This window comes from Carboxydothermus ferrireducens DSM 11255, from assembly GCF_000427565.1.
GTDB classification, from domain to species: domain Bacteria; phylum Bacillota; class Z-2901; order Carboxydothermales; family Carboxydothermaceae; genus Carboxydothermus; species Carboxydothermus hydrogenoformans.
Map to the genome: position 1 here is coordinate 1 of NZ_ATYG01000004.1, position 22,752 is coordinate 22,752.

The following is a 22,752-nucleotide window of genomic DNA, read 5'->3' on the forward strand; positions in this document are numbered from 1 at the left end:
AAAATTTCGTTAGCTTCAAGAATAGCGTCGTCTACATATCTGGAATTCAATCCAAAGAGGCTTTGCAGTTCTTTCTTGAGTTCTTTTCGGGCTTTTCCTTCAAGCAGGCGGTTATAGGCATATCTCTTGCAGGAGTTCCACTTTCGCATTAAGTTATCTACTACCTCGTTCTCCTCTGCCTTTGGAAATAACCGTGCCTGAATTGTGATGACTTGCTTCACGGCTTTCACCACATTTACGATTTTGTACAATTAAACTTTATCCCTTGCCGAGTAAGTATTATTGCACTATTCTGCATTGTTTGGCTTAACTGTTGCTGTCTCCTTAAATACTGCCTTTAACTATTGCGGTAAAGCTTTCTACTTTTAAGCTGGCACCGCCTACTAAGGCACCGTCGATATCCGGTTTGGCAATAAGCTCTTTAATATTTTCCGGCTTAACACTACCGCCGTACTGAATGCGAACTTTATCCGCTATCTCCCGCCCGAAAAGCTTTACCAAAAGTTCCCGGATAAACCGGCACACTTCCTGAGCATCATCGGGAGTTGCGGTTTTTCCGGTACCAATTGCCCATACCGGCTCGTAAGCAATGGTCAGGTTTTCGGCCTGCTCTGCCGTAACTCCAGCCAGGCCCTTTAACACCTGAATTTCCACTACTGCCTTGGTAATTCCCCGTTCCCGCTCTTCCAAAGTTTCGCCAACGCAAAAGATAGGATTTAGTCCCCAGGTAAAAGCTGCCTTTATTTTCTGGTTAATAAGTTCGTCCGTTTCCCCAAAGTAAGCTCTCCGCTCGGAGTGTCCCAAGATTACGTACTTAACCCCTATATCTTGAAGCATGGCCGGAGATACTTCACCGGTAAAAGCCCCTTCCTTTTCAAAATGCATGTTCTGGGCTCCCAGAGCAATATTGCTCCCCTCTAATGCTTCCTTAACCGGCCACAGGGCAGGAAAAGGCGGACAGACCGCTACGTCCACACCGTTAACATCTTTTAAGCTATCGATGAGCTCACGGACAAATCCGGCCGCCTCGACAGGGGTTTTATACATTTTCCAGTTGCCAGCAATAAAAGGTTTTCTCATACCCCGCCCCCCGTAATTACTTATCGTTTAAAACTTCGACTCCGGGAAGTTTTTTCCCTTCTAAAAATTCCAGGGATGCTCCCCCGCCGGTGGAAATATGGGTTATTTTGTCCGCAACTCCGGCCTTTTCTACCGCCGCAACCGAGTCTCCACCGCCGACCACGGAAAGAGCGCCGCTTTCGGCTACCGCTTCGGCTACCGCAACAGTACCCCGGTCAAAGGGTTCCACTTCAAAAACCCCCATCGGCCCGTTCCAGACAACGGTCTTAGCTTTTAAAATCTCTTCCCGGAAAAGCTTTGCGGTCTTTTCGCCAATATCCAAAGCCATTTCTTCAGCTGGAATGCTGTCTACCGCTACAATTTTGCTGGGTACGCCCGCTTCAATCCTGGGAGCCACCACCACGTCACTCGGCAGTAAAAGTTTAACTCCTACTTCTTTTGCTTTATTCATTAACTCCCCGGCTAAATTTACTTTATCCTCTTCCACCAAAGATTTTCCGGTTTCATAGCCCATTGCTTTTAAAAAGGTGTTGGCCATGCCACCGCCAATTAAAAGAGCGTCAACTTTGCCGAGAAGATTTTCAATCACCCCGATTTTATCGGAAACCTTTGCTCCACCAATAATAGCCACAAAGGGCCGTTCCGGGTTATTTAATGCCCGGGAAAGGAAGTTAATTTCTTTTTCCATTAAAAATCCGGCTACAGCCGGTAAATACGATGCTATACCGGCGGTAGAAGCATGAGCCCGGTGAGCAGCCCCAAAGGCATCGTTGACAAAAATTTCGGCAAGCCGCGCCAGTTTTCGGGCAAATTCCGGATCATTTTTTTCTTCTTCGGGATAAAAGCGTACGTTTTCTAAAAGAAGTACTTCTCCCGGCCGTAATTCCCCGGCCATTTTTTCCACCTCAGGCCCCACTACATCGGGAGCCATTTTAACCTCTATACCAAGAAGCTCGGCCAATCTTTTAGCCACCGGCTTTAAGCTGTATTTTTCGTTAAACTGGCCCTTGGGTCGGCCCAGGTGAGAGGCGACGATAAGTTTAGCCCCTTGTTCTCTCAAGTACTGGATGGTAGGAAGGGCTGCCCGGATGCGAGTATCATCGGTTATCTCCCGGTTTTCATTTAAAGGTACGTTAAAATCAACCCGCACAAAAACTTTTTTGCCTTTTACCTCCACATCTCTTATAGACTTTTTGTTCATAACACTCCCCTTCCCTTCTTAAAATGGGAAACGGGGGACTTGGCCCCCACTATTATAAACCTTTTTTGGCAATGTAAGTCGCTAAGTCCACCAGACGGTTGGAATAACCCCATTCATTATCGTACCAGGCAATAACTTTGGCCATATTGCCTTCAATTACCATGGTAGAAAGTCCATCAACAATAGAGCTCAAAGGATTACCGTTAAAGTCCACCGAAACCAAGGGTAGCTCGGTATAACCAAGGATGCCCTTTAATTCTCCTTCGGCAGCTTCTTTTAAAGCAGCGTTAATTTCTTCCTTGGTTGCGGGTTTTTCTAACTCCACCACTAAGTCAACTACCGAAACATTGGGTGTAGGTACCCGCATGGCAAAGCCATTTAATTTTCCTTTTAATTCGGGAAGAACTAAGGCCACCGCTTTTGCCGCTCCGGTTGTGGTGGGAATTATGGAAGTAGCTGCAGCCCGAGCCCGACGTAAATCTTTGTGAGGAAGGTCTAAAATCCGCTGGTCGTTAGTGTAAGAGTGGACGGTAGTCATCAAGCCTTTAACAATCCCAAACTTTTCGTGCAGAACTTTGGCCACCGGCGCCAGGCAGTTAGTTGTACAGGAAGCATTGGAAATTACATGGTGGTTCGCCGGATCGTACTTATCCTCATTTACTCCCATAACGATAGTAATATCTTCATCGGTAGCAGGCGCAGAAATGATTACTTTTTTAGCTCCAGCTTCCAGGTGTTTTACCGCATCAGCTTTTTTCGTAAACTTTCCGGTAGATTCAATAACAATTTCTACCCCCAACTCCTTCCAGGGTAAGTTAGCCGGGTCTTTTTCCGCATAAACTTTAACTTCTTTACCATTTACCACGATAGCATCATCTTTAGCCTCCACGTCAGCAGCAAAAATCCCGTGGACCGAGTCGTATTTCAAGAGGTGGGCCAGCGTCGCGGCATCGGTTAAGTCATTTACCGCAACAATTTCAATTTCCGGATTGTTTAAGGCTGCCCGAAACATATTCCGGCCAATCCGGCCAAAACCATTAATCCCTACTTTTACAGGCATCCCAATTCCTCCTTTATATTAAATTAAATTAGAAAAAAATAACTATGCTTCTCTTGTATTATAAAACGATATTTCTAAGGTAGTCAAGTTTTAAAGTAATCCCAGCTATCCTTCCAAAATGTTTTTATTTTTTGAATATTAAACATACGAAAAGGCGGGTTGCACCGCCTTTTAAACTTAATTTTTTTCCGGCTTCCAGTCTTTAAACATTTCTCTTAACTGCACTTTGGCAATCTTTCCGGTAGAAGTTTTGGGAATTTGGTCAACAAAAACGAAGTAGTCCGGTAGCCACCATTTGGCAAACTTGGGCGCTAAAAATTCCCCGTACTAAGACGGGCTTGCGCCCGCCGGAATTTCTACACTTTTCTCCGTTTTGCTGCCGCTAAAATCCCCATTTCTTCCCGGTATTTAGCAACGGTCCGTCGGGATATTTTTACACCCCGCTGGGATAAAATATCGGCAATTTTTTGGTCCGACAAAGGTTCCTGGGGATTTTCCCGGGCAATAAGTTCTTTAATTTGCGCTTTGATACTGGTGGAAGAGGAAAAACCTCCTTGACCGCTTTCCAACGCCGAAGCAAAGAAGTACTTCATTTCAAAAGTCCCCCGGGGAGTAGCCATATATTTATTGGCGCAGGCCCGGGAGATGGTCGATTCGTGTAAATTCAACGCCTTTGCCACCTGTTTTAGGGTTAACGGCTTTAAATATTTTAAACCGTACTCTAAAAATTCCCGTTGATAGTCCACAATGAAACGAGCCACCCGGTACAGGGTAAAACGCCTCTGTTCGATACTTTTGATAAGCCAGAGGGCTTGATTTAATTTTTTCTCCACATATTTTTTCGTTTTTTCATCGTAATCCTTTTGTTTTAAAATGTTTTGGTAAATTTTATTAATATTTAAACGGGGTAAAAGGCTGTCGTTAACCAGGATTATATATTCACTTTCCACTTTTTCCACAGTGATATCCGGTACCACGTACCTTACTTCTTTTAGCGTAGCAAAATTTCTCCCCGGCTTCGGGTCTAAACTCTTTATTATATCCATCGCCTGGTAAACTTCCTCTACCGTTACTCCCAAACGATTGGCCACTTTCAAGTACTTGCTCTGGGCTAAATCAGGTAAATAACTGGAAATTATCTCTTTTAACAAAGGAGTTAAAATATTTTTTTGCTCCGCCTGAATTAAAAGACATTCTAAAAGCCCCCGGGCGCCAACTCCGGGAGGATCAAAGGTTTGGATAATTTTTAAAACCCGTACCACTTCTTCTTCTTCCACTTTCAGCCTTTCAGAAATTTCCTCCACCGGACAGGTCAGATAGCCATTTTCGTCAATATTGCCAATAATAAACTCTCCGATTTTATTATCAAGCTGGGGTAAATTCAATAAATGAAGTTGTAAATAAAGATGTTCCCACAGGCTGCTTTCGGAACTTGCCGGTTCAAAACCTTTCCGTTCTTCATCCTCTTGCCTCAAGCCCATCCCTAAATCACTGGAGTCAGCAAAATATTCAGCAATTTCCCGCAATTCCTGATATTCTTCATTTTCGCCCAATTCATTTTCCTCTTTATCTTCACAAATTTCAATTTCTAAAAGCGGATTGGTTTCCACCTGCTGTTCAATAAAACTTACCAATTCTAAAGTATTCAATTGTAAAATGGTAATGGCCTGTTTTAGCTCGGGCGTTAAAACAAGCTTTTGCGTCTGTTCTAAATTCAGTCCAAAATCCATCGGCATTCGTCATTCACTCCTAAGGAGAAAACCTTTATGTAAATAATTCGCCCAAAGCTTAAGATTATCCTTCTTGTTAATTTATATGAACCAACTTTTTAAAGTAAACCAAAATAAAACCGCTTAAAACTACGGCTAAAACAACTGCAAAAGAAAACTGTTCCTCTAAGAAAAGATAGGGATGTAAGCCAAACCCCCAGTCAACAACATCTTCCAGGATAAGCCAAATTACACTGTAAAAATAGGCTTTTTTGGTCACCGGTAGACCCTTCACGTAAATGATACTTTCCGCAACCATACCCAGGTGACTTAAAAAAAGCATTACCTCAACCGGCTCGATTCTTCCGGAAAGATACCAAAACTGCATTAAGATTCCCAAGGCCCAGAAGCCGTATTTAAAACACATCATCCCCGCCCAGAGGGTAAGACCGGTAATTTCCCGTCCAAAAAGCATCAAAAAAAAGGCCAAAGTTAACAGTGTTGTCGACACGGGACTGTCGGGGATTAACGGCCAGAAAATAAGCGGTTCTTTCAGTAGTTGTCCCCGGTACCAGAGGTATCCCCAGATACTGCCAAATAAATTTACCAGCAGCAGCAAAAAAACATAAAGCTTTTTGCGGGGGTTTTGCCAGTAGTCAGCGATTACCCCGGTAATTTTACTCAATTTTTTTCACCACCCGGGCGGGCACTCCCACCGCTAACACCCCGGGAGGAATATCTTTCGTCACCACCGCTCCCGCTCCAATCATTGCTCCATCCCCAATTTCCACTCCCGCCAAAATTGTAGCGTTTGCACCAATTAAAACATCCCGGCCAATTTTAACTGGCCCGGTTTTAAAGCTCTCCACACGAAACTCGTGGGTTAAAATCGTAGCATTGTAACCAATAATGGTGTTGTCCCCAATTTCAATTAATTCGGGAAAAAGCACATCGGGCATCATCATTAAGCCAAGGCTCACATTTTTACCAATTTTCATACCAACACCGTACCGGTAAAGCCACCGCTTTAATCCGAGAAATGGCAAATATCTGCCTATGCTGATAAATATAAAATTTTTAGCCACTTTAAAAAAGCTTACATAACTGCGCCAGTAGTACATCGAGTTCTCCGGTCCCGGCTTGGGATATTCCTTTAACCTCCTCATACTCCCTCCGGATTCAGTTCAAGTTTTAAACCATCCTTACCGGCAATAGTTTTAATTCCGGATTTCTCCCTTACATACCGGGCCATCTTATCCCGCAAATCTTCGGGATAAAGACAACAGTAGTTAAAGTGGGTAAGCACCGCTAATTTAACTTTACTGTCCTTTAAAAGATGGGCAAGACCTAAAGTGGTTAAGTGCCGGTGCATCCAGGAATTGTGAGCGGTTACATTGGCAATCAAAATATCCACTTCGGAAAAAAATTTTTTAAGATCTTCGCGATAATCCACAATCTCAAGAAAATCGTTAACCGGCCCCATTCGTTCTACCTTTTTAATTCCCGTTAAACTCTGGTAGCTTAAAATGTAGTTGGTATCGCTGGTATAACCGATGGCCAAATTTTTGTATTTTAAAATAAATCCGTAATTTTCTTCCCCGTGATACGCAGCCACCGGTATTACCGTTACTTTTCCCATCTCCACTGGAGTGAGCGCTTTTAAAACCACCACTTCCGGTCCCCCGGAATAAAAGCCGGTATTAATTCCCTGATGAAAGGGACTTATCATGCGGTCATCTAAAACCTTGCCGGGAGCCAGGAGAAAACCTCTACGGGCAAACATTCCCCAGCACATACCTTCAATAATTGGTTCCGCACCACCGTAGTGGTCCTGATGGCCATGGGAGATATAAACAGCAGAGATACTACCTAAATCGATGTTTAACTCCCGGGCCCGCACTATTGCCGACGGTCCCGGATCAACCCACATTATAAATTGTTCAAGTTTAATAATAAAACCCGCGGTATAAGGGTTCTGGGTTAAAACCGCTTCGGGATTGCCACCGGTGCCGGCAAACAAAATAAAGCTTTCTTTGTTATTGTTCGGTTCCTTCCTTTTCCTGAATCTTTCCCGGGCCAGTTCAATTCCATAAATTGTTTTTTCTCTAAGTTCCCGATCAAGCCCTTCTAAATCCATTACCCAAGCGCCCCGTTTCTTATTTTTTCAGCTATAAGTTCTAATTTGCGAAAGCGGTGATTAACTCCGGATTTAGTCAGGGGAGGGTTTAAAAGACTACCCAGTTCTTTTAAACTTAAATCCGGATTGTCCAGTCTTAAAAGAGCAATTTCCTTTAAAGCCGGTTCTAAGTTATCAAGGCCTATTTTTTCCGCTATATATTCAATATCTTTAATTTGCTTTACCGCCGTTTTTACCGCTTTTTTGATATTGGCCGTTTCGCAGTTAACCAGGCGGTTTACCTGGTTTCTAACTTCTTTCACCACCCGAACGTTTTCAAATTTTAAAAGCGACTGGTGAGCCCCTATCAAACTTAAAAAGGATAAAATCTGTTCCGCATCCTTTAAATATAAAAAAGGAGCAGTTTTCCGTTTTAAGAGCCGAAAAGTGAAATGGTACTTTTGCAAAACCTTTGAAACCTGCCGGGCAAAAGCCTCATCGGGCAGGTTTAATTCCAAATGATAGTCTCCTGCCGGATCGTTTAAAGAGCCACCGGCTAAAAAAACGCCCCTTAGAAAACTTCGCCGGCAACAATCGTTTTTTATATAATTTTCGTTAATTCGGTTAGATAAATTCCCTTTTTCATCTATAAAGCCATACTCTTTAAGAAGTTCGTCAACATGTTCTTCAACTTCAATATAATAAAAATTTTTTTGGGAAAGTCTCCCGTGGTCCTGCACCAGGGTTTTAGTTTTAAAACCATTATTTTTTAGAAGAATTAAAATTTTTCGCGCCAAAAAAGAAAGGGGGGTTTTAAGGGAAAGTTTTAACTTTTTATTGGAAATACCCAAATCCCCCAGCATCTTGATGTATGCTCCCAGTTCCGCCCGCTGGCAGCAGCTTTTCTGGGGGATAATGTGGGCCAGCTCTTCTTTCGTTTCCCGGGCAAAAGACATGTTACCACCTCAAAAAAATTATACCATACAACCACCTGACCGGCCAGGAGTGGTACTTCCGGAGCGCCCCGGGAATAAAGGAAGGATTGTATCTTTAACATAACCCGGTAAAAATTTTTTATGCTCCCTTTTCTACGTCATTTCCCTTAAATATTTTTCTAACTGCTCCACAAATTGCCTCCGACTCATGTGGCCGGTAACCCGTAAGCGTTTTAAGCGGTACAAATCACAACCCCGGGCATTAATTCCCAACTGGGTAGTAGTGGCAGCTCGAAAACCGGCTTTTTTTACAATTTCTACAATTTGGTCATTGTAAAGACCATAGGGATAACAAAAATATTTTACCGGGCGCTTAAAATGCGCTTCTAACATTTTTTTGGAATTAAAAATTTCCTTTTCCGCTACTTCCAGCGGTACTTTTGTTAGCCGTGGATGGTTAACGGTATGAGCGCCAAATTCAATCCCGTAATTGGCCATTTCATCTATCTGTTTCCAGGTTAACATGTAATTGGTAGGCTTTCCTTCCCGCTCATCCCACTCGTTAGTTTTCCCAACAATTCCGGTAATTATAAAAATTGTAGCCCGAAACCCGTATTTTTTTAAAATGGGAAAGGCATAAACGTAATTATCCCGGTAACCATCATCAAAAGTTATCACAATTGGTTTTTCCGGTAAGGGCTTACCGAATTCAAGATAATCCACCGCTTCATCCAAAGATACCGTGTGAAAACCATGCTCCTTTAAATAGTGCATCTGCCAGTCAAACTCCCGGGGCAAAACTCTAAGCCCAAGGCCGCCGGTTTTAGGGTCGGGGTTTACCTTATGATACATTAAAATCGGTACCCCTCGCTCCCGGTAATCGGCAAAGGCTTCCCTGGGAAAAGAAAGCCATCCGACGGTAACAATACTTGCCACAGCAATTAACGCCAGTAAAAAGGCAAGTAATATCCGCTTCATCTTTTTTCCCCCATTTGCTTAAATTTTTTCCGCAATTTCCTTCCGGTAAAAATTTATAATTACCCGGGCCAGTTTCTCCGAATCATGGCGTAAATACTGCTTCTGGTCTAATAACGGTGCTTTTATCACCTTTTTAACACCAAGCTTTTTTAAAAGCTTTTCGTTTACCGCCACCGGCTGCTGTCCTTCCCGCTGATATTTAGCTAACAATTGTTCGGCAAAGCTTTCGTTATTTACCAAAACATAATCCACAATCGGTCCCGCGTGCTCTATAATAGCCTGCAAGTGGTCGTGCGCTGCAAAGCCAGCGGTTTCTCCCTTTTCGGTCATTATATTCATAACATAAAGAACCGGCGCCCGGCTTTTCCTGATGCTCTCCACCACCCCTTTTACCAGCAAGTTCGGGATAATGCTGGTAAAAAGGCTACCCGGTCCTAAAATTATCAAATCCGCTTCCAGTAACGCTTTCTCCACTTCTGGCAAAGTCTTAGCTCCCGGTGGATGGAGATAAACCCTTTTAATCGGCACCGCTACTTCCCGAAAACGGCTCTCTCCCACCACTTCATCGCCGTTTACAAGAATACCCCGCAAAACCACCTTATCTTCCGTCGAGGGGTAAACAACACCCCTTACTTTTAAGATCTGTCCCAGGGAAAAAACCGCCTGGGAAAAATTTCCGTTAATTTTCCAGAGGGCAGCTAAAAGCAAATTTCCCATGCTGTGACCGGCCAAATCACCTTCGGTAAAACGAAACTGCAATAAACTTTCCATGAGACTTTCTTTATCCGCCAGAGCCACCAAACAGTTTCTTAAATCCCCCGGTGGCAGCATACCCATTTCTTCCCGGAGTCGGCCAGAGCTTCCTCCGTCATCGGCTACCGTTACAATAGCGGTAATGTTACTTGTGTAATGTTTTAATCCCCGAAGTAAGGTGGCAAGTCCGGTTCCACCACCAATAACCGCAATTTTGGGGCCCCTTAAAAGCTTTTTTCTAAGATAAAGTTCTTCAATGACATTTCCCCGTTCGTCCGGATACAAACTCTTTAAAACGGAATTTAAGAGCTTTTTAAAACCATATGCAATTAAAAAAATACTTATACATAAAACAATCAACAAATAAAGCCTTAGGTTTTCAACTATTAAAAGGTGAAAACCCCAGGCAAAGGATAGTATTCCCGCAATAATAAGCAGAATGTACCTCTTAATTTTTAAACCGGGGTACAACCATAATAAATATTTTTTCATTTTACCTTATTCCTCCCGGTGTTTTTCCAGATCCCGGTGCCGCAGGTACACTTCGTAATTTTTTTCTTCTAAAGTCCTGGCCAGAAAATTAGCAATAGCTACCGACCGGTGCCGGCCACCGGTACAACCAATGGCAATAACAAGATTGCTTTTTCCTTCTTTTTGGTAAAAGGGCATTAAAAATTCAATAAGATCCAAAAATTTTTCGGTAAATTTTTTGGTAACCTCATAATTAAAAACGTAATCATAAACCGGCTTATCGCTTCCGGAAAGGGGTCTTAGTTCCTTTACGTAAAAAGGATTGGGCAAAAAACGAACATCCATAATAAGGTCGGCATCTAAGGGTAGACCGTACTTGTAACCAAAGGTTACGATATTTATGGAAATTTTGCTGCGCTTTTGCTCTTCTCCGTAATAGTTTAAAATCTCGTTTCGTAAATCTGCCGGCTGCAAATCGGAAGTATCTATTACTTTATCGGCTCTTGCCCGTAAATTCTCTAAAAATTTTCTTTCCTTTTTGATGTTATCTAAAATTTGACTGCCCCGTACTCCCAGCGGATGCCCCCGGCGATTAGCTTTAAACCGTTTTAATAATACTTCGTCCCGGGCTTCTAAAAATAAGATCTCATACTTGATTCCAAGCTTCGTTAACTCTCCTAAAGCCCAGTCTAAGTCCTGAAAAAACTTCTGCCCCCGGACATCCACCACCAGAGCTACCTTCTCTATTTTATTTTCTGCATGAGCTACCAGTTCCGCAAACTTGGGCATCAAAACCGGAGGCAAGTTATCCACGCAAAAATAGCCAAGATCTTCTAAAGCCCGCATTGCCTGCGTTTTACCAGCTCCGGATAGTCCCGTTACAATTAAAAAGCGCATTATTCCACCCACCGTTTAATTTAATTCAAACCATTTTTACCGTTCAACACTTGCGCAAGAGGAAAATTATACCGCTTTAAAAGCTCTTCCCCGCTTTTTAGTTCGCCCACCGTTTGGGGATAGTGGGCGTCACTATTAACCATCAGTTTTGCTCCCGTTTTTAAAGCTGCCAGAACTATCTCATCCTTGGGATAGTTATGTCCGGTATTTATTTCCAACGCCACCCCGTATTTAGCACAAACCTGCGCCAGTTCCTCTAAATCCACGGGTAGAAAAAGGTTAGGGTGACTTATTACCAGGGGGCGGTATTTTTCTATTGCCCGGATTAACGCCCGGGTATTTACCCGGACAAGATACTTTTTTATACCGGAAAAAAGCCGGCCTAACAGGTTAGGAAGGACAAACAAAAAGCCATCTTTTAAAGTTTTGGGTAAAACATACGGGTGAAGACCAATAATTAAAAAGTCAAGGGCGGAAACAATTTCCCTGCTGATATCAATATCCCCCTCTAATGAAATAACATTTGCTTCCGCCCCCACCAGTATTTTAATTTTGGAAAATTCTTTTTCTAAATTCCGCGCTTCTTCTTTGATGGTTAAATAGACCTTTTCCTGCCGTACTCCGGTACCAATATTGGCCGGACCGTGGTCGGAAACTCCGTAAAAAAGTAAACCTTTCTTTAAAGCTGCCCAGACATTTTCCCGTAAACTTCCCCGGCCATCGCTATAGCGGGTATGGGTATGAAAATCACCGGAAAACATTCGATCCCATCCTTTAAGAAAACCGCTCCAAGGCTAAAGCTATCGCTCCCATGACTCCGGTTTTACTCCCTAAAACAGCTTTTTTTACCGTTAAATCTTTATAGGGCTGGGGTAAAGCCTTCTCTGCCAGCTCTTCTCGAATTAACTCTAAAAAGGGTTCGCCAATATTTATAACCCCGCCTCCAAGGACGATTAGAGATGGGTTTAAGAGGTTCACTACATTGGCCAGACCTATCCCCAGATAAAAAGCCGCTTCGTTTAATATTCCTTTTGCTTCCGGGTCGCCCGCTAAAAACGCTTCCCCCACCGTTTTAGCGTTGATAGCCTCAATATTCCCCTGAGCCAATTTTAAAATTTCCTGGCCAAAACCCTCGGCCACCAATTGCCGTGCCCTTTCTCCTATTGCCGTACCCGAGGCCATTACTTCCAAACAGCCCCGTCGGCCACAATTGCACCGGGGACCTGCCGGTTCAACAATGGTATGGCCTAACTCACCGGCACTGCCGGAGCTTCCCCGATAGAGCTGTCCATCTATTATTATACCCGCACCAATCCCGGTACTTACGGTGACATAAACCAGGTCTTTATGGCCCCGGCCAGCACCGTACCTGTACTCACCCAAAGCTGCTAAATTGGCATCGTTATCAACTTCCACCGGTAAACGGAGCAACGCTTGCAAATTTATTTTAAGCGGGTAATTTTGCCAGGGAAGATTGGGAGCGGTAATAAGCGTGCCGGTACGGTGGTCCACCGTTCCCGGCGCCCCAATCCCGATTCCCAGCACTTTTTCCTTCGGTACTGCGCTTTTGGCAATAACTCCTTTAACCATATTCCCAAGCTGGTGTAAAAGTTTTGTTTCGTCTTTGGTAGTCGGCTCAATTTCTTCCGCCACTATTTCACCATTTAAGTTAGCCAAGGCAGTATAAATTTTCGTACCTCCCAGGTCTATCCCCACAACATAATTTCCCATCTTACTGCTCCTTCCGGATAATTGTTCCCGGGACTTCGGTCACCCGCGCAACTCCGGTTAAAAGCATCGCTTCCCTTAGTTCCTTTTTAATTTTCTCAAGGTAAATTTTAACTCCTTCGGCACCACCGCCAAAAGCTGCCACAATTATCGGCCGCCCTATTAATACTCCATCCGCTCCCAGCGCCAAAAGTTTTAAAACATCGACACCGGATCTTACTCCTCCATCGGCCAGGATGGTGATTTTCCCTTTTACTCTGGCAGCAATTTCCGGCAGGACATCGGCAGCCCCGGGAGTTTCATCCAGCACCCTTCCTCCGTGGTTGGAAACCACAATGGCTTTCGCCCCGGCCTGAACCGCTAATTCGGCCTCATCAGGGGTCATGATACCCTTTAAAATAAACGGAAGCCTGGTGGAATTAACAATTTCCATTACTTCTTCCAGGGTTTTCGGACTGACCGGCTGTCCCTTTAAAGCCATCGTTAGTAATCCGGCTCCATCAATATCCACCCCTACAGCAATAGCTCCCGTTTCTTCCGCTTCTCTAATCCTTTTAATTATCTCCTCTTGCGCTCTTGGTTTAATAATGGGAATACCTTTACCCTCCACTTTTTTAATCGCTTTTAACCCCGAACCGTACATGGTGGGATCGGCTCCATCTCCGGTAAAAGCTAAGGTCCCAGCTAAAAGGCTACCTTCGGCCACCGCTAAAGTATACTCTTCTTCGGTTAACGCTCCGCCCATGTTGTAAGTGGTTCCGGTAATCGGAGCAGCAAAAACCGGCATGCTTACCCTAACCCAAAAAAGTTCAAAGCTTAAATCCGGTTCTTTTACTCCGTGAATCGTTCTTAAATTTAACTTATACCGGGAAAGAGCCCGTAAATTTTCCTGAAAAGCTTTTCCGGTACCTACTCCTCCCATTCCCGGTACTTCTCCGGCGCATGCCCGACCGTCACACACCGGGCAAACCCGGCAAAATCCTTTGAGCTTTTCTCTGGCTGTTGCCCTAATTTCTTTTAAGTCCATAAAAACCTCTCCCTTCTTTTAATTTTTTAAAATAATTTCATTTATTAAATAAGCAATTCCATCCTCATCATTAGCCGGTACCACCAAGTCAGCCCGGCGTTTAACCTCCGGTAGAGCGTTGCCCATGGCAACTCCCAAACCGGCCGCCTCTAACATTTCCAGGTCGTTATAACTATCTCCAACCGCCACCGTTTCCTTTAATGAAATCCTTAAATGTTGAGCTAAGATTTTTAGAGCCTCTCCTTTATTAACGCCGGCAGCTAAAAACTCTAAATAATGGGGTTTCGATTTGGTAATGTGAAGAACTCCCCGAAACTCACCGTTAGTTTCTTCCCAGAGCTGGTCTAATTCTTCTGGATCCCCAATAGCTAAAAGTTTAGTAGGAGCTTTTTTCCCTAAAAGTTCCTCTATATTGTTTACTACCCGAAAAGGAACGCCCGCAATCTTGCTGTAATCTCTGATATATTGATTATCTTCCTCGACAAAAAGTTCATCGTCCTGGTAAACATTAAGGTGAAAATGTCCTTTTACCCTGCGGTAAATAGTAAGAGCCAGCTCCCCGGGCACCGGCTGGTGGTATATTTCCCGTTCCGACCGGGAATATTTAATCAATGCCCCGTTATAGGTGATCAGAGGAATGTCTCCTAAAAAAGAAAAAGCATATTTTTTGGCCGAACGGTACATTCGTCCGGTAGCCAGGGTCACGATAATCCCTTTCTTTAAAGCCTCTATCACCGCTTGTTGTACCCGGGGCGAAACCTGCAATTCCTTGTTTAAAAAAGTATCATCCAGGTCCACAGCTAATAATCGGTACCGCAAAAAATCACTCCATTTCCAAAAGCTCTTTTAATCTTTCTGCTATTTCCCGGGTAATTCCGGGAACAGCTGTAATCTCTTCAACCGTTGCTTCTCTAAGGTTTTTAATGCTGCCAAATTTATTAAGAAGTTGTTTTCGCCTTTTGGGACCAATTCCTTCTACTTGCTCTAAAAGAGAAGCAAGGGTTTTAACCCGCTTTTTTTCCTGGTAACCTCTGGCAAAACGGTGGGCCTCATCTCTTACCCTTTGTAACAATTTTAAACCTTCCCGGTCCTGTGTCAATAAAAGAGAGTCCTTTTTCCCGGGAAGAAAAATTTCCTCCTGCTCCTTGGCAAGGGCAATTACCGTAAACTTTCCCAGAAGATTAGTTTCTTTTAAAGCATCCATAGCCGCGTTCAACTGTCCTTTTCCGCCATCGATCAACACTAAATCCGGCAGTTCCTCAAAAGAGCCATCGGCTCCTCCCTCTTCCTGTAAAGCAAGGTACTTTTTAAAGCGCCGCAAAACCGCTTCAAACATCGCAGTATAGTCATCATTGGCCGCACTGCGGATGGCAAAACGCCGGTATTTTCCCTTTACCGGCTCACCGTCAATAAATACCACCATTGATGCTACCGTTCCCGTTCCAGCCAGGTGGGAGATGTCGTATCCTTCAATTCTTCTTGGAACCGCCGGAAGGTTTAAGGCTTCTTTTAAGTCCATTAAAGCCTTTTCGTTTAACAATTGTTTCTTTTCATTTAATTTAATTTTTTCATCCAGAGTAAAGTTTACATTTTCTAAAGCCATTTTTAAAAGTTCAAATTTTTCTCCCCGCTTCGGGACGGTAAATTTGGGCTTTTTCCCAAATTTAAGTTCAAACCAGGAATTGAGAAATTCTTCATCTAAATTTTCCCTGGTTGACAGGATAATTTCAACAGGAACTTCTTTGGCCTCTTCATAGTGGGTTACTAAAACTTGATTTAAAAGCTCCCCGGTTTCCATCTCGCCAGTAAAGGTATAAACTTTCTGCCCTAATAAATTCCCCTGGCGAATAACAAAAATCAATCCTACCCCCAGGTTTTCCCTGTTAGCAACAACCACTACATCGGCATTTCTCTGGCCACGGGAAATTTTTTGTTTCGCCAAAATTTTTTCCAAAGCTAAGATCTGGTCCCTTAATTTTGCCGCTCGTTCAAATTCGAGATTATCAGAAGCTATGGCCATTTCTTTTTTTAATTTTTTAATTAAATTTTCGCCCCTGCCTTCCAAAAAATCTATTACCATTTCGATTTCTTTAAAATATTCTTCCCGGCTAATTTCCCCGGCACAGGGGGCGGAACATTTTTTTATATGAAAGTTTAAGCAGGGACGCTTCTTCTGGGCAAAAATCGTTGGGGTACAGGTGCGAAATTTAAATATTGACCGTAAAAGCTTGTACGTTTCGTTTAACGCTCCCGCATCGGGGTACGGACCAAAGTAGCGTCCTCCGTCATTAACTACCCTGCGGGTAATTAAAAGCCGGGGAAACTCTTCGCCGGTAATTTTCAGGTAAGGATAAGACTTATCGTCTTTCAGCAAAATATTATACCGGGGCCGGTATCTTTTTATGAGGTTTTGTTCTAAAATTAAAGCTTCTACTTCCGTAGAAGTAATAATCACTTCGATGTCCCTTGCTTTTTCTATCATTACCCGGGTTTTAGGCAAAAGTTTTTCCGGAGGTTGAAAGTACGAACGCACCCGATTTTTCAGGTTTTTAGCCTTGCCAACGTAAATAACCTCGCCCTTTTCGTCTTTATAAAGATAAATTCCGGGACTGTCGGGTAAATTTTGGACTTTTTCCCATAATGTCAACTTTAATCCCTCACTTGCTCCATTCGCTTTAAAAACCAGCCTTTCACATCTACAGAACTTCGGACTCCTTCCGAAAAATTCTTTAAAAACTGCCTGACTTCATCGTCCGACGCATTAAGCCGCCAGCCGTTTTTATGGATAAATAGTACCGTTAAGATAAAGGCAAAAGCAAGATTGCCCACAGGAAAAGGTTTAAGCCTGATAATTGCCTCAAAAAGAGCAGCAGCTTTATCGGTCATTTCCGGATAAATTTCCCTTCCTCCAATAAACGTTTTGGCGTAAGGCTCCGCTAAAGCTTTATCTAAAGCATCCACATTTACCGCCATCAACTTTTCTTCCCCGTAATAGCGGTAATAAGCATTCAAGCATTCTTTTAAATTCATCATGAAGAAAACTCCTCCACCACAAACCCGTATTTTTCCAGTAATCTCTCTACCGGACTCTTTCCGGAAGGTATCTTGCTTTCCTTTCCAACAGCCCCAAAGGTTTTAACGATAAAACCATGTTCCCATGGTTCAATAATCAGCGGATCTCCTTCTTTAATCCCCAGGCTTTTAACGTACTCCTGGGGAATGGAAACTACCAAACTGTTGCCCACCTTAAAGGTTTTGCGCACGTTCACCCCTAAAACCTCCTGTGTATATACTGTATATATTATAGCACAAAAAAATAGGCTTTGGAGAACAATTCCCAAAACCTACTTTAAATACTCCTAATGCCCGGCAAGTACTACCTTGGCATCGATGATTAATGCACCTTTTTCGTATAAGAATACCGGATTAAAATCAATCTCTTTAATTTCCGGAATTTCCTCCAAGAGAAGCGAAAGCCTTCCCAAAATTTCCTGAATAATTTTAAGATCATAAGCTTTTTGCCCGCGATAGCCTTTTATAATTTCGGATACCTTTGTTTCTTTGATCATTTCTAAAGCTTCTTCCCTGGTAAATTTATAATTTAATCTTAATGCTATATCGTTTAAAAGATTTACGTATATTCCTCCCAGGCCAAAGGCTAAGATTGGACCAAAAACCGGGTCCCGATTTGCTCCTATGAATATTTCTAAACCAGGTGCTATTTGTTTTTGTACCTCAACCCCAAGAATTTTCGCCTCCGGTACTTTTTTGGGAACTTCCAGGAGCATTTTTTGATAAGCCCTGATTGCCTCCTGTTCGTTTCTAATGTTTAAGGCAACGCCCCCCACATCCGATTTGTGCAGAATATCAGGAGAGACAATTTTCAACGCTAATGGAAAACTTATTTCTTCAATTGCTTTGCGCAGTTCCTGGACATTTCGTACAATTTTTACCGGCAGTACCGGAAAACCAAAAGCTTTTAAAACTTCTGCCGTTTCAAAACCTGTAAGATTTTTTCTTCCTTCAACCAGGGCGTTTTTGATAATTTCCCGGGCTAATTTCCGGTCGATATCATCAAAACTAAACTCTGTTTTTCCTTCCTTTTGCTTTTCCCGCCAGCTATAATAACGATAAAGTACTGCCAGAGCATCTACCGCTGCTTCAGGAAAAGAATAAAAAGGAATCTTATTTTTATTTAAAAGCTCTTTTGCTCTTCTGCTATCAACCCCGCCTAAAAAACAAGCAACCACCGGTTTATCTGGATTTTTCCTTCGACCATTAATTACCGCCCGCACCATTTTTTCTATATCTATAACCGCCGTTTTACCATAAACCGCTACCACGCCGTCCACTTTCTCATCGTCCAGTACTGTCTTAAGCGTCATCGCGTACTTTTCCTCGTCGGCATCTCCCAGGATATCAACGGGATTGCCAAAGCTCGCAGCCCGGGGTAAAAAGGTCTTTAGTTCATTAATGGTTTTGGCCGTTAGCCTGGCAATATTTAAACCATTTAATTCCAGTCGGTCAGCAGTAATAACTCCTGGACCTCCTGAATTGGTAACAATCCCGATGTTTTTACCGGTAACTTTCTGTCCGGAAGCAAAAACCCTGGCATAAATAAACATTTCTTCTAAAGTTTTAGCCCGGATTAAACCGGTTTTGGCAAAAGCCAATTTATAGCCTTCTATGCTTCCCGCCAAAGCTCCGGTATGTGAACTGGCAGCTTTAGCACCAGCTGTGCTGATTCCCGCTTTAAATACCACCACCGGTTTTAATAAACTCGCTTCGTAAGCTTTTTTTAAAAAACTACTGCCCTCCACCACATCCTCAATAATATAAAGCAAAATAACAGCGGTACCGGGATCATTGGCAATTGCCGGAAGAAAATCCGCTTCATTTAAGACCGCTTTGTTTCCCATACTAATCATGTAGGAAAAGCCCAAATCCTCTTTTAAGCTCCATTCCAAAACGGTAGACAATATTGCTCCCGATTGCGAAACAAAGGCAATTTCCCCCTTAAGGGGAGCTGTGCGTAAAAAAGTAGCATTTAATTGCAAATTATTATTCACAATCCCCACACAGTTCGGACCTAAAACCGGCATCTCAAAGTCAAGGGCTATTTTTTTTATCTCTTCTTCCAGTAAAGCCCCTTCCTTACCCGTTTCTTTAAATCCTCCTGAAATCACCACCGCCGACTTAACTCCAGCTTCAGCCGCCTCTTTTAAAGCAACTACAGCTTTTTCCGCCGGCAAAACTATAACCGCTAAATCTACCGAATACGGTAAGGAAAAAACATCCGGGTAAACTTCGATTTCCTGAATTTTCTTTTTCTTGGGATTAACTCCAAAAACTTCTCCTTTATACCCGGAAACAATATTTCGTAAAATAGCGTTGCCAAGCTTCTCCGGTTTTTCCGAAGCACCAATTACAGCGATGCTCCGGAGATTTAAAAGCTTTGCAACTCTTTCCTTAAACTTCTCTGTCGGCGCTATTTTTAAAGCTTCCATTGTTACTCCCTCCTGGTCAATTGCCTCAACACATTATTTATAGCAATAATTATTCCATAGGGTATTAAACCAGAAGGAAGCAAAAAAAAGAAAATTTTTTCACACTTTTTGGAAATATTTTTCCGGAAACATTTTTCAAATTTTCACAACCTGCTTTCCGGGAATAACAGCCACCTTATCGTAATTTTTTTTCGCCAGGGCTTCAAGAGCCACCGCCTCTGCTTCTTCCCAGCAATCTTTACAGCTTCCCGGCATAACAATTGTAGCAAATCCGGAAACCACCCGGTTACCAACGTAAGCATAACTGCTCAACCCAACGTAGCCCGGGCACCGGTCGCAAAGCTTTACGGTTGTAACCCGGTGTTCGTGAAAGCCCTCGGTATCGTAAAATATTGACCTGTTATAAGAGTAGTAACCGTTATGTTTCCTTTTTTCTTCTTCCGCCAATTCTTCCCGCATCCGCCAGCGCTCCAGCGTGACAGCAGCAAGCTTCTTAGCATAATCTTTGTGCCTTGCCCGGTATTCTAAAGGTAGCCCCTTTGGTTCTACAACCTTTTCGTAACTTTCCCCGTAAAGGGCAAGCAAAATAGCTAAATTTACATACGGTAAAGCCCCTTCAATGGAATACCCGCCCTCCAATACCGCCAGGTCCGGCTTGATTAACTCGGTAATCCGCCCGTAACCCCGGGCGGTAACCGCCATCCGGGCTAAAGGGTCGGAGTAATGATTATCCTGTCCTGCCGAGTTAATAATGAACTCCGGCTGGAATTCTTCCAAAATGGGTAAAACCGCTTCTTCCAAAAGATACAATATTTCCTCATCACCGCTACCCGGAGGAAGGGGTAAGTTTATGGTAGTACCGTAAGCATTGGGAGTTCCGGCCTCATCTATAAAGCCCGTTCCGGGATACAGGGTCCGCCCATCCTGATGCAAAGAAATAAACAAAACATCGGGATCATGGTAAAAAATATCTTGGGTCCCATCGCCGTGGTGGACATCGGTATCGATGATGGCAATCTTTCTAACCCCTTTTACCCAGCGAAGATAATCCACAGTAATAGCGACATTGTTTATATTGCAAAAGCCCCGATTGCCGTAAACCGTTCGGGTAGCATGGTGTCCCGGCGGTCGCACCAGAGCAAAACCGTTTTTTACCTCCCCGGCTAAAATCCGTTCCGCCAGTTCAATGCAGCTTCCCGCCGCAATTAAATGGGCATCGGTAACGACCTTTTGGGTATAGGGTATTGTTAGGTGAACCCTCTCCACATCTTCTACTTTTCCCGGCCGGGCACTGTATTCCACAAACCCCGGGAGTTCTAAAATCCCTTCCTCCATTATCTGGTCCCGGGTATATAACAGCCGTTCTTCCCTTTCCGGGTGGGTAGGGGATATGGCCCAATCAAAGGCGGGGAAAAACAAAAGCCCGGTTTTATTCATACAAAATCCTCCCTTCTACCGGCCGTAAAATCCCGGCCGGCACCGCTATTTCCAGAATAAATATTTTGTTTTCCGTCACCATATCCCGCACCACATTAAACTGCTCAAAGTAGATTAGTTCTTCACTGCCGGGAGGATAACGCAGGTTCATCCTTTTAGCCCCAATGCGAAAAACAAACAGAGCAAATTCTTTAACCTCATCTTCGCTGTAATTTTTTAGTTTGGGAATGGCCTCTTTGTAACCCCATTCCGGTATGGCCACATATTTTTGCTCGGTATCGATATAAACGGTAATGGAAAGATTATCCCGGGCAAGCGCTGCTCCTAAAGCATTGGCCACTTCATAATTTTCATAAATTACCCCTTTCATTCCAAGTTTTTTAGCTATCAGCAAGGTGAGCGGGTAAGCTCCTCCCCCTACTCCACTTAGCAATTCAGGTTCAAATTTCTTCCCCGTCATAATTTCATAAATCCGGTAACGAGGTTCGTTTTCCCAGCGCTTAAAAGTATTTTTTACTTCCTGGACCACGGTATCGGTAAATATATCAACAATTTTTTGGGCCACATCAAGGGAAGTTAACCCGGTTTCCTGGGCAAGCTTGTGGATTCCCCGCTTGGCCCGCTGGAAATCCCCGTAATCTATTAAATTTAAAAACCTTAAAGCATCGGTAACGGTAACCGCCGGACCGCCCAGACAGTAGGCCGGACCCTGGCGCTGTCCGGTAAAGGTAATTTCTCCGTCTAAAACGGTAACCGCCGTATCACCACCAAAAGGAACTGACGTAACTGCTAAACTCGGTACCGAAGTTAAAAATTCCCCGATATCCGCCCCTTTATGGGAAAGAAGCGGACGCTGGTTTAAAACTAAAGCAATATCGGTAGTGGTACCTCCAATATCTAAAACGACTATGTTTTGGCAGTTGCAAAGGGCATAAGCCCCTAATGCGCTTGCCGCCGGGCCGGAATAAAGAGTAGCCAGCGGGTAACGCTCAACTTCAAGAAGTGGTACAATCCCCCCATCTCCTTTCATGATAAAAACTACGTTTAAGGGGATTTTTAAAGCATAAAAGATTACCTTTAATTCCTCAACAAAGCGGGTAAACTCATCTTTTATCATCAGGTATAAAACCGAAGTATAAATCCGCCGGAGATAATTCAAACGCCCCCCGGTCTTATGCCCAAGAGCGGTTTTTATTTGCGGGTTGATTTTTTTGACAATCCGGTAAAGCTTTCGTTCAAGTTCGGGATTTCTTACCGAAAACTTCCCCACCAGCGCTACTTTCCTAAACCCCTGAGCCAAAAATTCCTGTAAAGCTTGTTCCACTTCCTTTTCGTTAATTTCTTCTAAAACCCGACCGCGAAAATCGACCATTCCGGAAACTACCTTCACCGGAAAAGGAAAGTTTATTTTTTCATAATCCATCCCCGCCCCCGGAAGCAACAAGGCCGCCGCCCGGTCGTATTTTCGCTCCGCCACCAAATTGGTAATTAGGGTAGTGCTCAAAACCACCCTTTTAATAGGCTGATTGTGCTGGGCTATAAGCTTCGCTAATACTTCAGCAAAGGTTTCCGGCAGGTTTTTTTTCGTAACCACTTTAGCCTTAGCCACAACCCTGCCCTGATCTAAAGCAACTCCGTCGGTATACGTCCCCCCTACATCAATGCCTACAATCATTCCTTTCTCCCCCGTAACAAAACTTTTTTCTTTATTTTATCACTGAAATTTCTTTGATTTAAGAAAATTTTGTATGAATGTTTTTAATTTTTTGCTTAAAGATTTTCGAAAATATTTTTTATTTTTTATAGTATTTCTATTGCTGGATAAATTTATCAATTTTTGCGGTTTTAAGAAG

General features: G+C 43.3%; 21 protein-coding genes and 1 pseudogene. All 22 read right to left on the minus strand.

Going from position 1 to position 22,752, the window contains the following annotated elements:
- A pseudogene (locus CARFE_RS14060) lies at nucleotides 1–221 on the minus strand (IS200/IS605 family accessory protein TnpB-related protein); the annotation flags it as partial.
- A 103-nt stretch (nucleotides 222–324) separates the two neighbouring features.
- Nucleotides 325–1,080, minus strand: coding sequence for a triose-phosphate isomerase (gene tpiA / locus CARFE_RS0102960; protein ID WP_028051678.1), 756 nt, complete (start codon nucleotides 1,078–1,080; stop codon nucleotides 325–327).
- Nucleotides 1,081–1,096: 16 nt separating this feature from the next.
- A complete protein-coding gene (locus CARFE_RS0102965; RefSeq protein WP_028051679.1) occupies nucleotides 1,097–2,281 on the minus strand; it encodes a phosphoglycerate kinase in 1,185 nt (394 codons plus the stop codon).
- Nucleotides 2,282–2,333: 52 nt separating this feature from the next.
- Complete coding sequence (locus tag CARFE_RS0102970) at nucleotides 2,334–3,341, minus strand: ArsJ-associated glyceraldehyde-3-phosphate dehydrogenase (RefSeq protein ID WP_028051680.1); 1,008 nt, start codon at nucleotides 3,339–3,341, stop codon at nucleotides 2,334–2,336.
- A 356-nt stretch (nucleotides 3,342–3,697) separates the two neighbouring features.
- Nucleotides 3,698–5,077, minus strand: a complete 1,380-nt coding sequence (gene rpoN, locus CARFE_RS0102975) for an RNA polymerase factor sigma-54 (protein WP_028051681.1) — start codon at nucleotides 5,075–5,077, stop codon at nucleotides 3,698–3,700.
- Nucleotides 5,078–5,147: 70 nt separating this feature from the next.
- Nucleotides 5,148–5,735 (minus strand): DUF1405 domain-containing protein, encoded by a 588-nt coding sequence (locus CARFE_RS0102980; protein ID WP_028051682.1) that lies wholly within the window; start codon nucleotides 5,733–5,735, stop codon nucleotides 5,148–5,150.
- The gene (locus tag CARFE_RS16670; RefSeq protein WP_028051683.1) at nucleotides 5,728–6,216 is read right to left on the minus strand and encodes an acyltransferase; all 489 of its coding nucleotides are present in this window, start codon (nucleotides 6,214–6,216) and stop codon (nucleotides 5,728–5,730) included. The genes CARFE_RS0102980 and CARFE_RS16670 overlap by 8 nt, the downstream gene beginning before the upstream one ends.
- Nucleotides 6,213–7,187, minus strand: a complete 975-nt coding sequence (locus CARFE_RS0102990) for an MBL fold metallo-hydrolase (protein WP_028051684.1) — start codon at nucleotides 7,185–7,187, stop codon at nucleotides 6,213–6,215. The genes CARFE_RS16670 and CARFE_RS0102990 overlap by 4 nt, the downstream gene beginning before the upstream one ends.
- On the minus strand, nucleotides 7,187–8,122 hold the full coding sequence (gene whiA / locus CARFE_RS0102995; RefSeq protein WP_028051685.1) for a DNA-binding protein WhiA: 936 nt from the start codon (nucleotides 8,120–8,122) through the stop codon (nucleotides 7,187–7,189). Before whiA ends, CARFE_RS0102990 begins: the two co-directional genes overlap by 1 nt.
- A 132-nt stretch (nucleotides 8,123–8,254) precedes the next feature.
- A complete protein-coding gene (locus CARFE_RS0103000) occupies nucleotides 8,255–9,079 on the minus strand; it encodes a polysaccharide deacetylase family protein (RefSeq protein ID WP_028051686.1) in 825 nt (274 codons plus the stop codon).
- 18 nt (nucleotides 9,080–9,097) lie between these two features.
- On the minus strand, nucleotides 9,098–10,324 hold the full coding sequence (locus CARFE_RS0103005; RefSeq protein WP_028051687.1) for a gluconeogenesis factor YvcK family protein: 1,227 nt from the start codon (nucleotides 10,322–10,324) through the stop codon (nucleotides 9,098–9,100).
- Nucleotides 10,325–10,330: 6 nt separating this feature from the next.
- The gene (gene rapZ / locus CARFE_RS0103010; RefSeq protein ID WP_011343220.1) at nucleotides 10,331–11,200 is read right to left on the minus strand and encodes an RNase adapter RapZ; all 870 of its coding nucleotides are present in this window, start codon (nucleotides 11,198–11,200) and stop codon (nucleotides 10,331–10,333) included.
- A gap of 20 nt (nucleotides 11,201–11,220) precedes the next feature.
- Nucleotides 11,221–11,961 (minus strand): PHP domain-containing protein, encoded by a 741-nt coding sequence (locus CARFE_RS0103015; protein WP_028051688.1) that lies wholly within the window; start codon nucleotides 11,959–11,961, stop codon nucleotides 11,221–11,223.
- 13 nt (nucleotides 11,962–11,974) lie between these two features.
- Nucleotides 11,975–12,931: an ROK family protein gene (locus CARFE_RS0103020; protein ID WP_028051689.1), complete on the minus strand. Its 957-nt coding sequence runs from the start codon at nucleotides 12,929–12,931 to the stop codon at nucleotides 11,975–11,977.
- A 1-nt stretch (nucleotide 12,932) separates the two neighbouring features.
- Entirely contained in the window at nucleotides 12,933–13,955 is a 1,023-nt protein-coding gene (locus CARFE_RS0103025; protein WP_028051690.1) for an alpha-hydroxy-acid oxidizing protein, read from the minus strand.
- 18 nt (nucleotides 13,956–13,973) lie between these two features.
- Entirely contained in the window at nucleotides 13,974–14,774 is an 801-nt protein-coding gene (locus CARFE_RS0103030) for a Cof-type HAD-IIB family hydrolase (protein WP_028051691.1), read from the minus strand.
- A 4-nt stretch (nucleotides 14,775–14,778) separates the two neighbouring features.
- A complete protein-coding gene (uvrC, locus tag CARFE_RS0103035) occupies nucleotides 14,779–16,602 on the minus strand; it encodes an excinuclease ABC subunit UvrC (RefSeq protein ID WP_028051692.1) in 1,824 nt (607 codons plus the stop codon).
- 2 nt (nucleotides 16,603–16,604) lie between these two features.
- Nucleotides 16,605–16,988, minus strand: coding sequence for a type II toxin-antitoxin system death-on-curing family toxin (locus tag CARFE_RS15470; RefSeq protein WP_051250128.1), 384 nt, complete (start codon nucleotides 16,986–16,988; stop codon nucleotides 16,605–16,607).
- On the minus strand, nucleotides 16,985–17,224 hold the full coding sequence (locus CARFE_RS14070; protein ID WP_034541519.1) for an AbrB/MazE/SpoVT family DNA-binding domain-containing protein: 240 nt from the start codon (nucleotides 17,222–17,224) through the stop codon (nucleotides 16,985–16,987). Before CARFE_RS14070 ends, CARFE_RS15470 begins: the two co-directional genes overlap by 4 nt.
- 90 nt (nucleotides 17,225–17,314) lie before the next feature.
- Nucleotides 17,315–19,462, minus strand: coding sequence for an acetate--CoA ligase alpha subunit (gene acs, locus CARFE_RS0103050; RefSeq protein ID WP_051250129.1), 2,148 nt, complete (start codon nucleotides 19,460–19,462; stop codon nucleotides 17,315–17,317).
- A 135-nt stretch (nucleotides 19,463–19,597) separates the two neighbouring features.
- The gene (locus CARFE_RS0103055) at nucleotides 19,598–20,899 is read right to left on the minus strand and encodes a histone deacetylase family protein (protein ID WP_028051694.1); all 1,302 of its coding nucleotides are present in this window, start codon (nucleotides 20,897–20,899) and stop codon (nucleotides 19,598–19,600) included.
- Nucleotides 20,892–22,574 carry a hydantoinase/oxoprolinase family protein gene (locus tag CARFE_RS0103060; protein ID WP_028051695.1) on the minus strand — a complete coding sequence of 561 codons (1,683 nt, stop codon included), beginning with the start codon at nucleotides 22,572–22,574 and terminating at the stop codon, nucleotides 20,892–20,894. Before CARFE_RS0103060 ends, CARFE_RS0103055 begins: the two co-directional genes overlap by 8 nt.
- Between the last annotated feature and the right edge of the window lie 178 nt (nucleotides 22,575–22,752).

Bases quoted from the DNA above. Each gene is read 5' to 3' on its own strand.
- CARFE_RS0103005 (WP_028051687.1), bottom strand. From the start codon at position 10,324: ATGAAAAAATATTTATTATGGTTGTACCCCGGTTTAAAAATTAAGAGG.
- CARFE_RS0103060 (WP_028051695.1), bottom strand. From the start codon at position 22,574: ATGATTGTAGGCATTGATGTAGGGGGGACGTATACCGACGGAGTTGCT.
- rpoN (WP_028051681.1), bottom strand. From the start codon at position 5,077: ATGCCGATGGATTTTGGACTGAATTTAGAACAGACGCAAAAGCTTGTT.
- CARFE_RS0102965 (WP_028051679.1), bottom strand. From the start codon at position 2,281: ATGAACAAAAAGTCTATAAGAGATGTGGAGGTAAAAGGCAAAAAAGTT.
- CARFE_RS0103025 (WP_028051690.1), bottom strand. From the start codon at position 13,955: ATGGACTTAAAAGAAATTAGGGCAACAGCCAGAGAAAAGCTCAAAGGA.
- CARFE_RS0102990 (WP_028051684.1), bottom strand. From the start codon at position 7,187: ATGGATTTAGAAGGGCTTGATCGGGAACTTAGAGAAAAAACAATTTAT.
- rapZ (WP_011343220.1), bottom strand. From the start codon at position 11,200: ATGCGCTTTTTAATTGTAACGGGACTATCCGGAGCTGGTAAAACGCAG.
- tpiA (WP_028051678.1), bottom strand. From the start codon at position 1,080: ATGAGAAAACCTTTTATTGCTGGCAACTGGAAAATGTATAAAACCCCT.
- CARFE_RS15470 (WP_051250128.1), bottom strand. From the start codon at position 16,988: ATGATGAATTTAAAAGAATGCTTGAATGCTTATTACCGCTATTACGGG.
- CARFE_RS0103015 (WP_028051688.1), bottom strand. From the start codon at position 11,961: ATGTTTTCCGGTGATTTTCATACCCATACCCGCTATAGCGATGGCCGG.
- CARFE_RS0103000 (WP_028051686.1), bottom strand. From the start codon at position 9,079: ATGAAGCGGATATTACTTGCCTTTTTACTGGCGTTAATTGCTGTGGCA.
- acs (WP_051250129.1), bottom strand. From the start codon at position 19,462: ATGGAAGCTTTAAAAATAGCGCCGACAGAGAAGTTTAAGGAAAGAGTT.
- CARFE_RS0102970 (WP_028051680.1), bottom strand. From the start codon at position 3,341: ATGCCTGTAAAAGTAGGGATTAATGGTTTTGGCCGGATTGGCCGGAAT.
- CARFE_RS16670 (WP_028051683.1), bottom strand. From the start codon at position 6,216: ATGAGGAGGTTAAAGGAATATCCCAAGCCGGGACCGGAGAACTCGATG.
- CARFE_RS0103020 (WP_028051689.1), bottom strand. From the start codon at position 12,931: ATGGGAAATTATGTTGTGGGGATAGACCTGGGAGGTACGAAAATTTAT.
- whiA (WP_028051685.1), bottom strand. From the start codon at position 8,122: ATGTCTTTTGCCCGGGAAACGAAAGAAGAGCTGGCCCACATTATCCCC.
- CARFE_RS0103055 (WP_028051694.1), bottom strand. From the start codon at position 20,899: ATGAATAAAACCGGGCTTTTGTTTTTCCCCGCCTTTGATTGGGCCATA.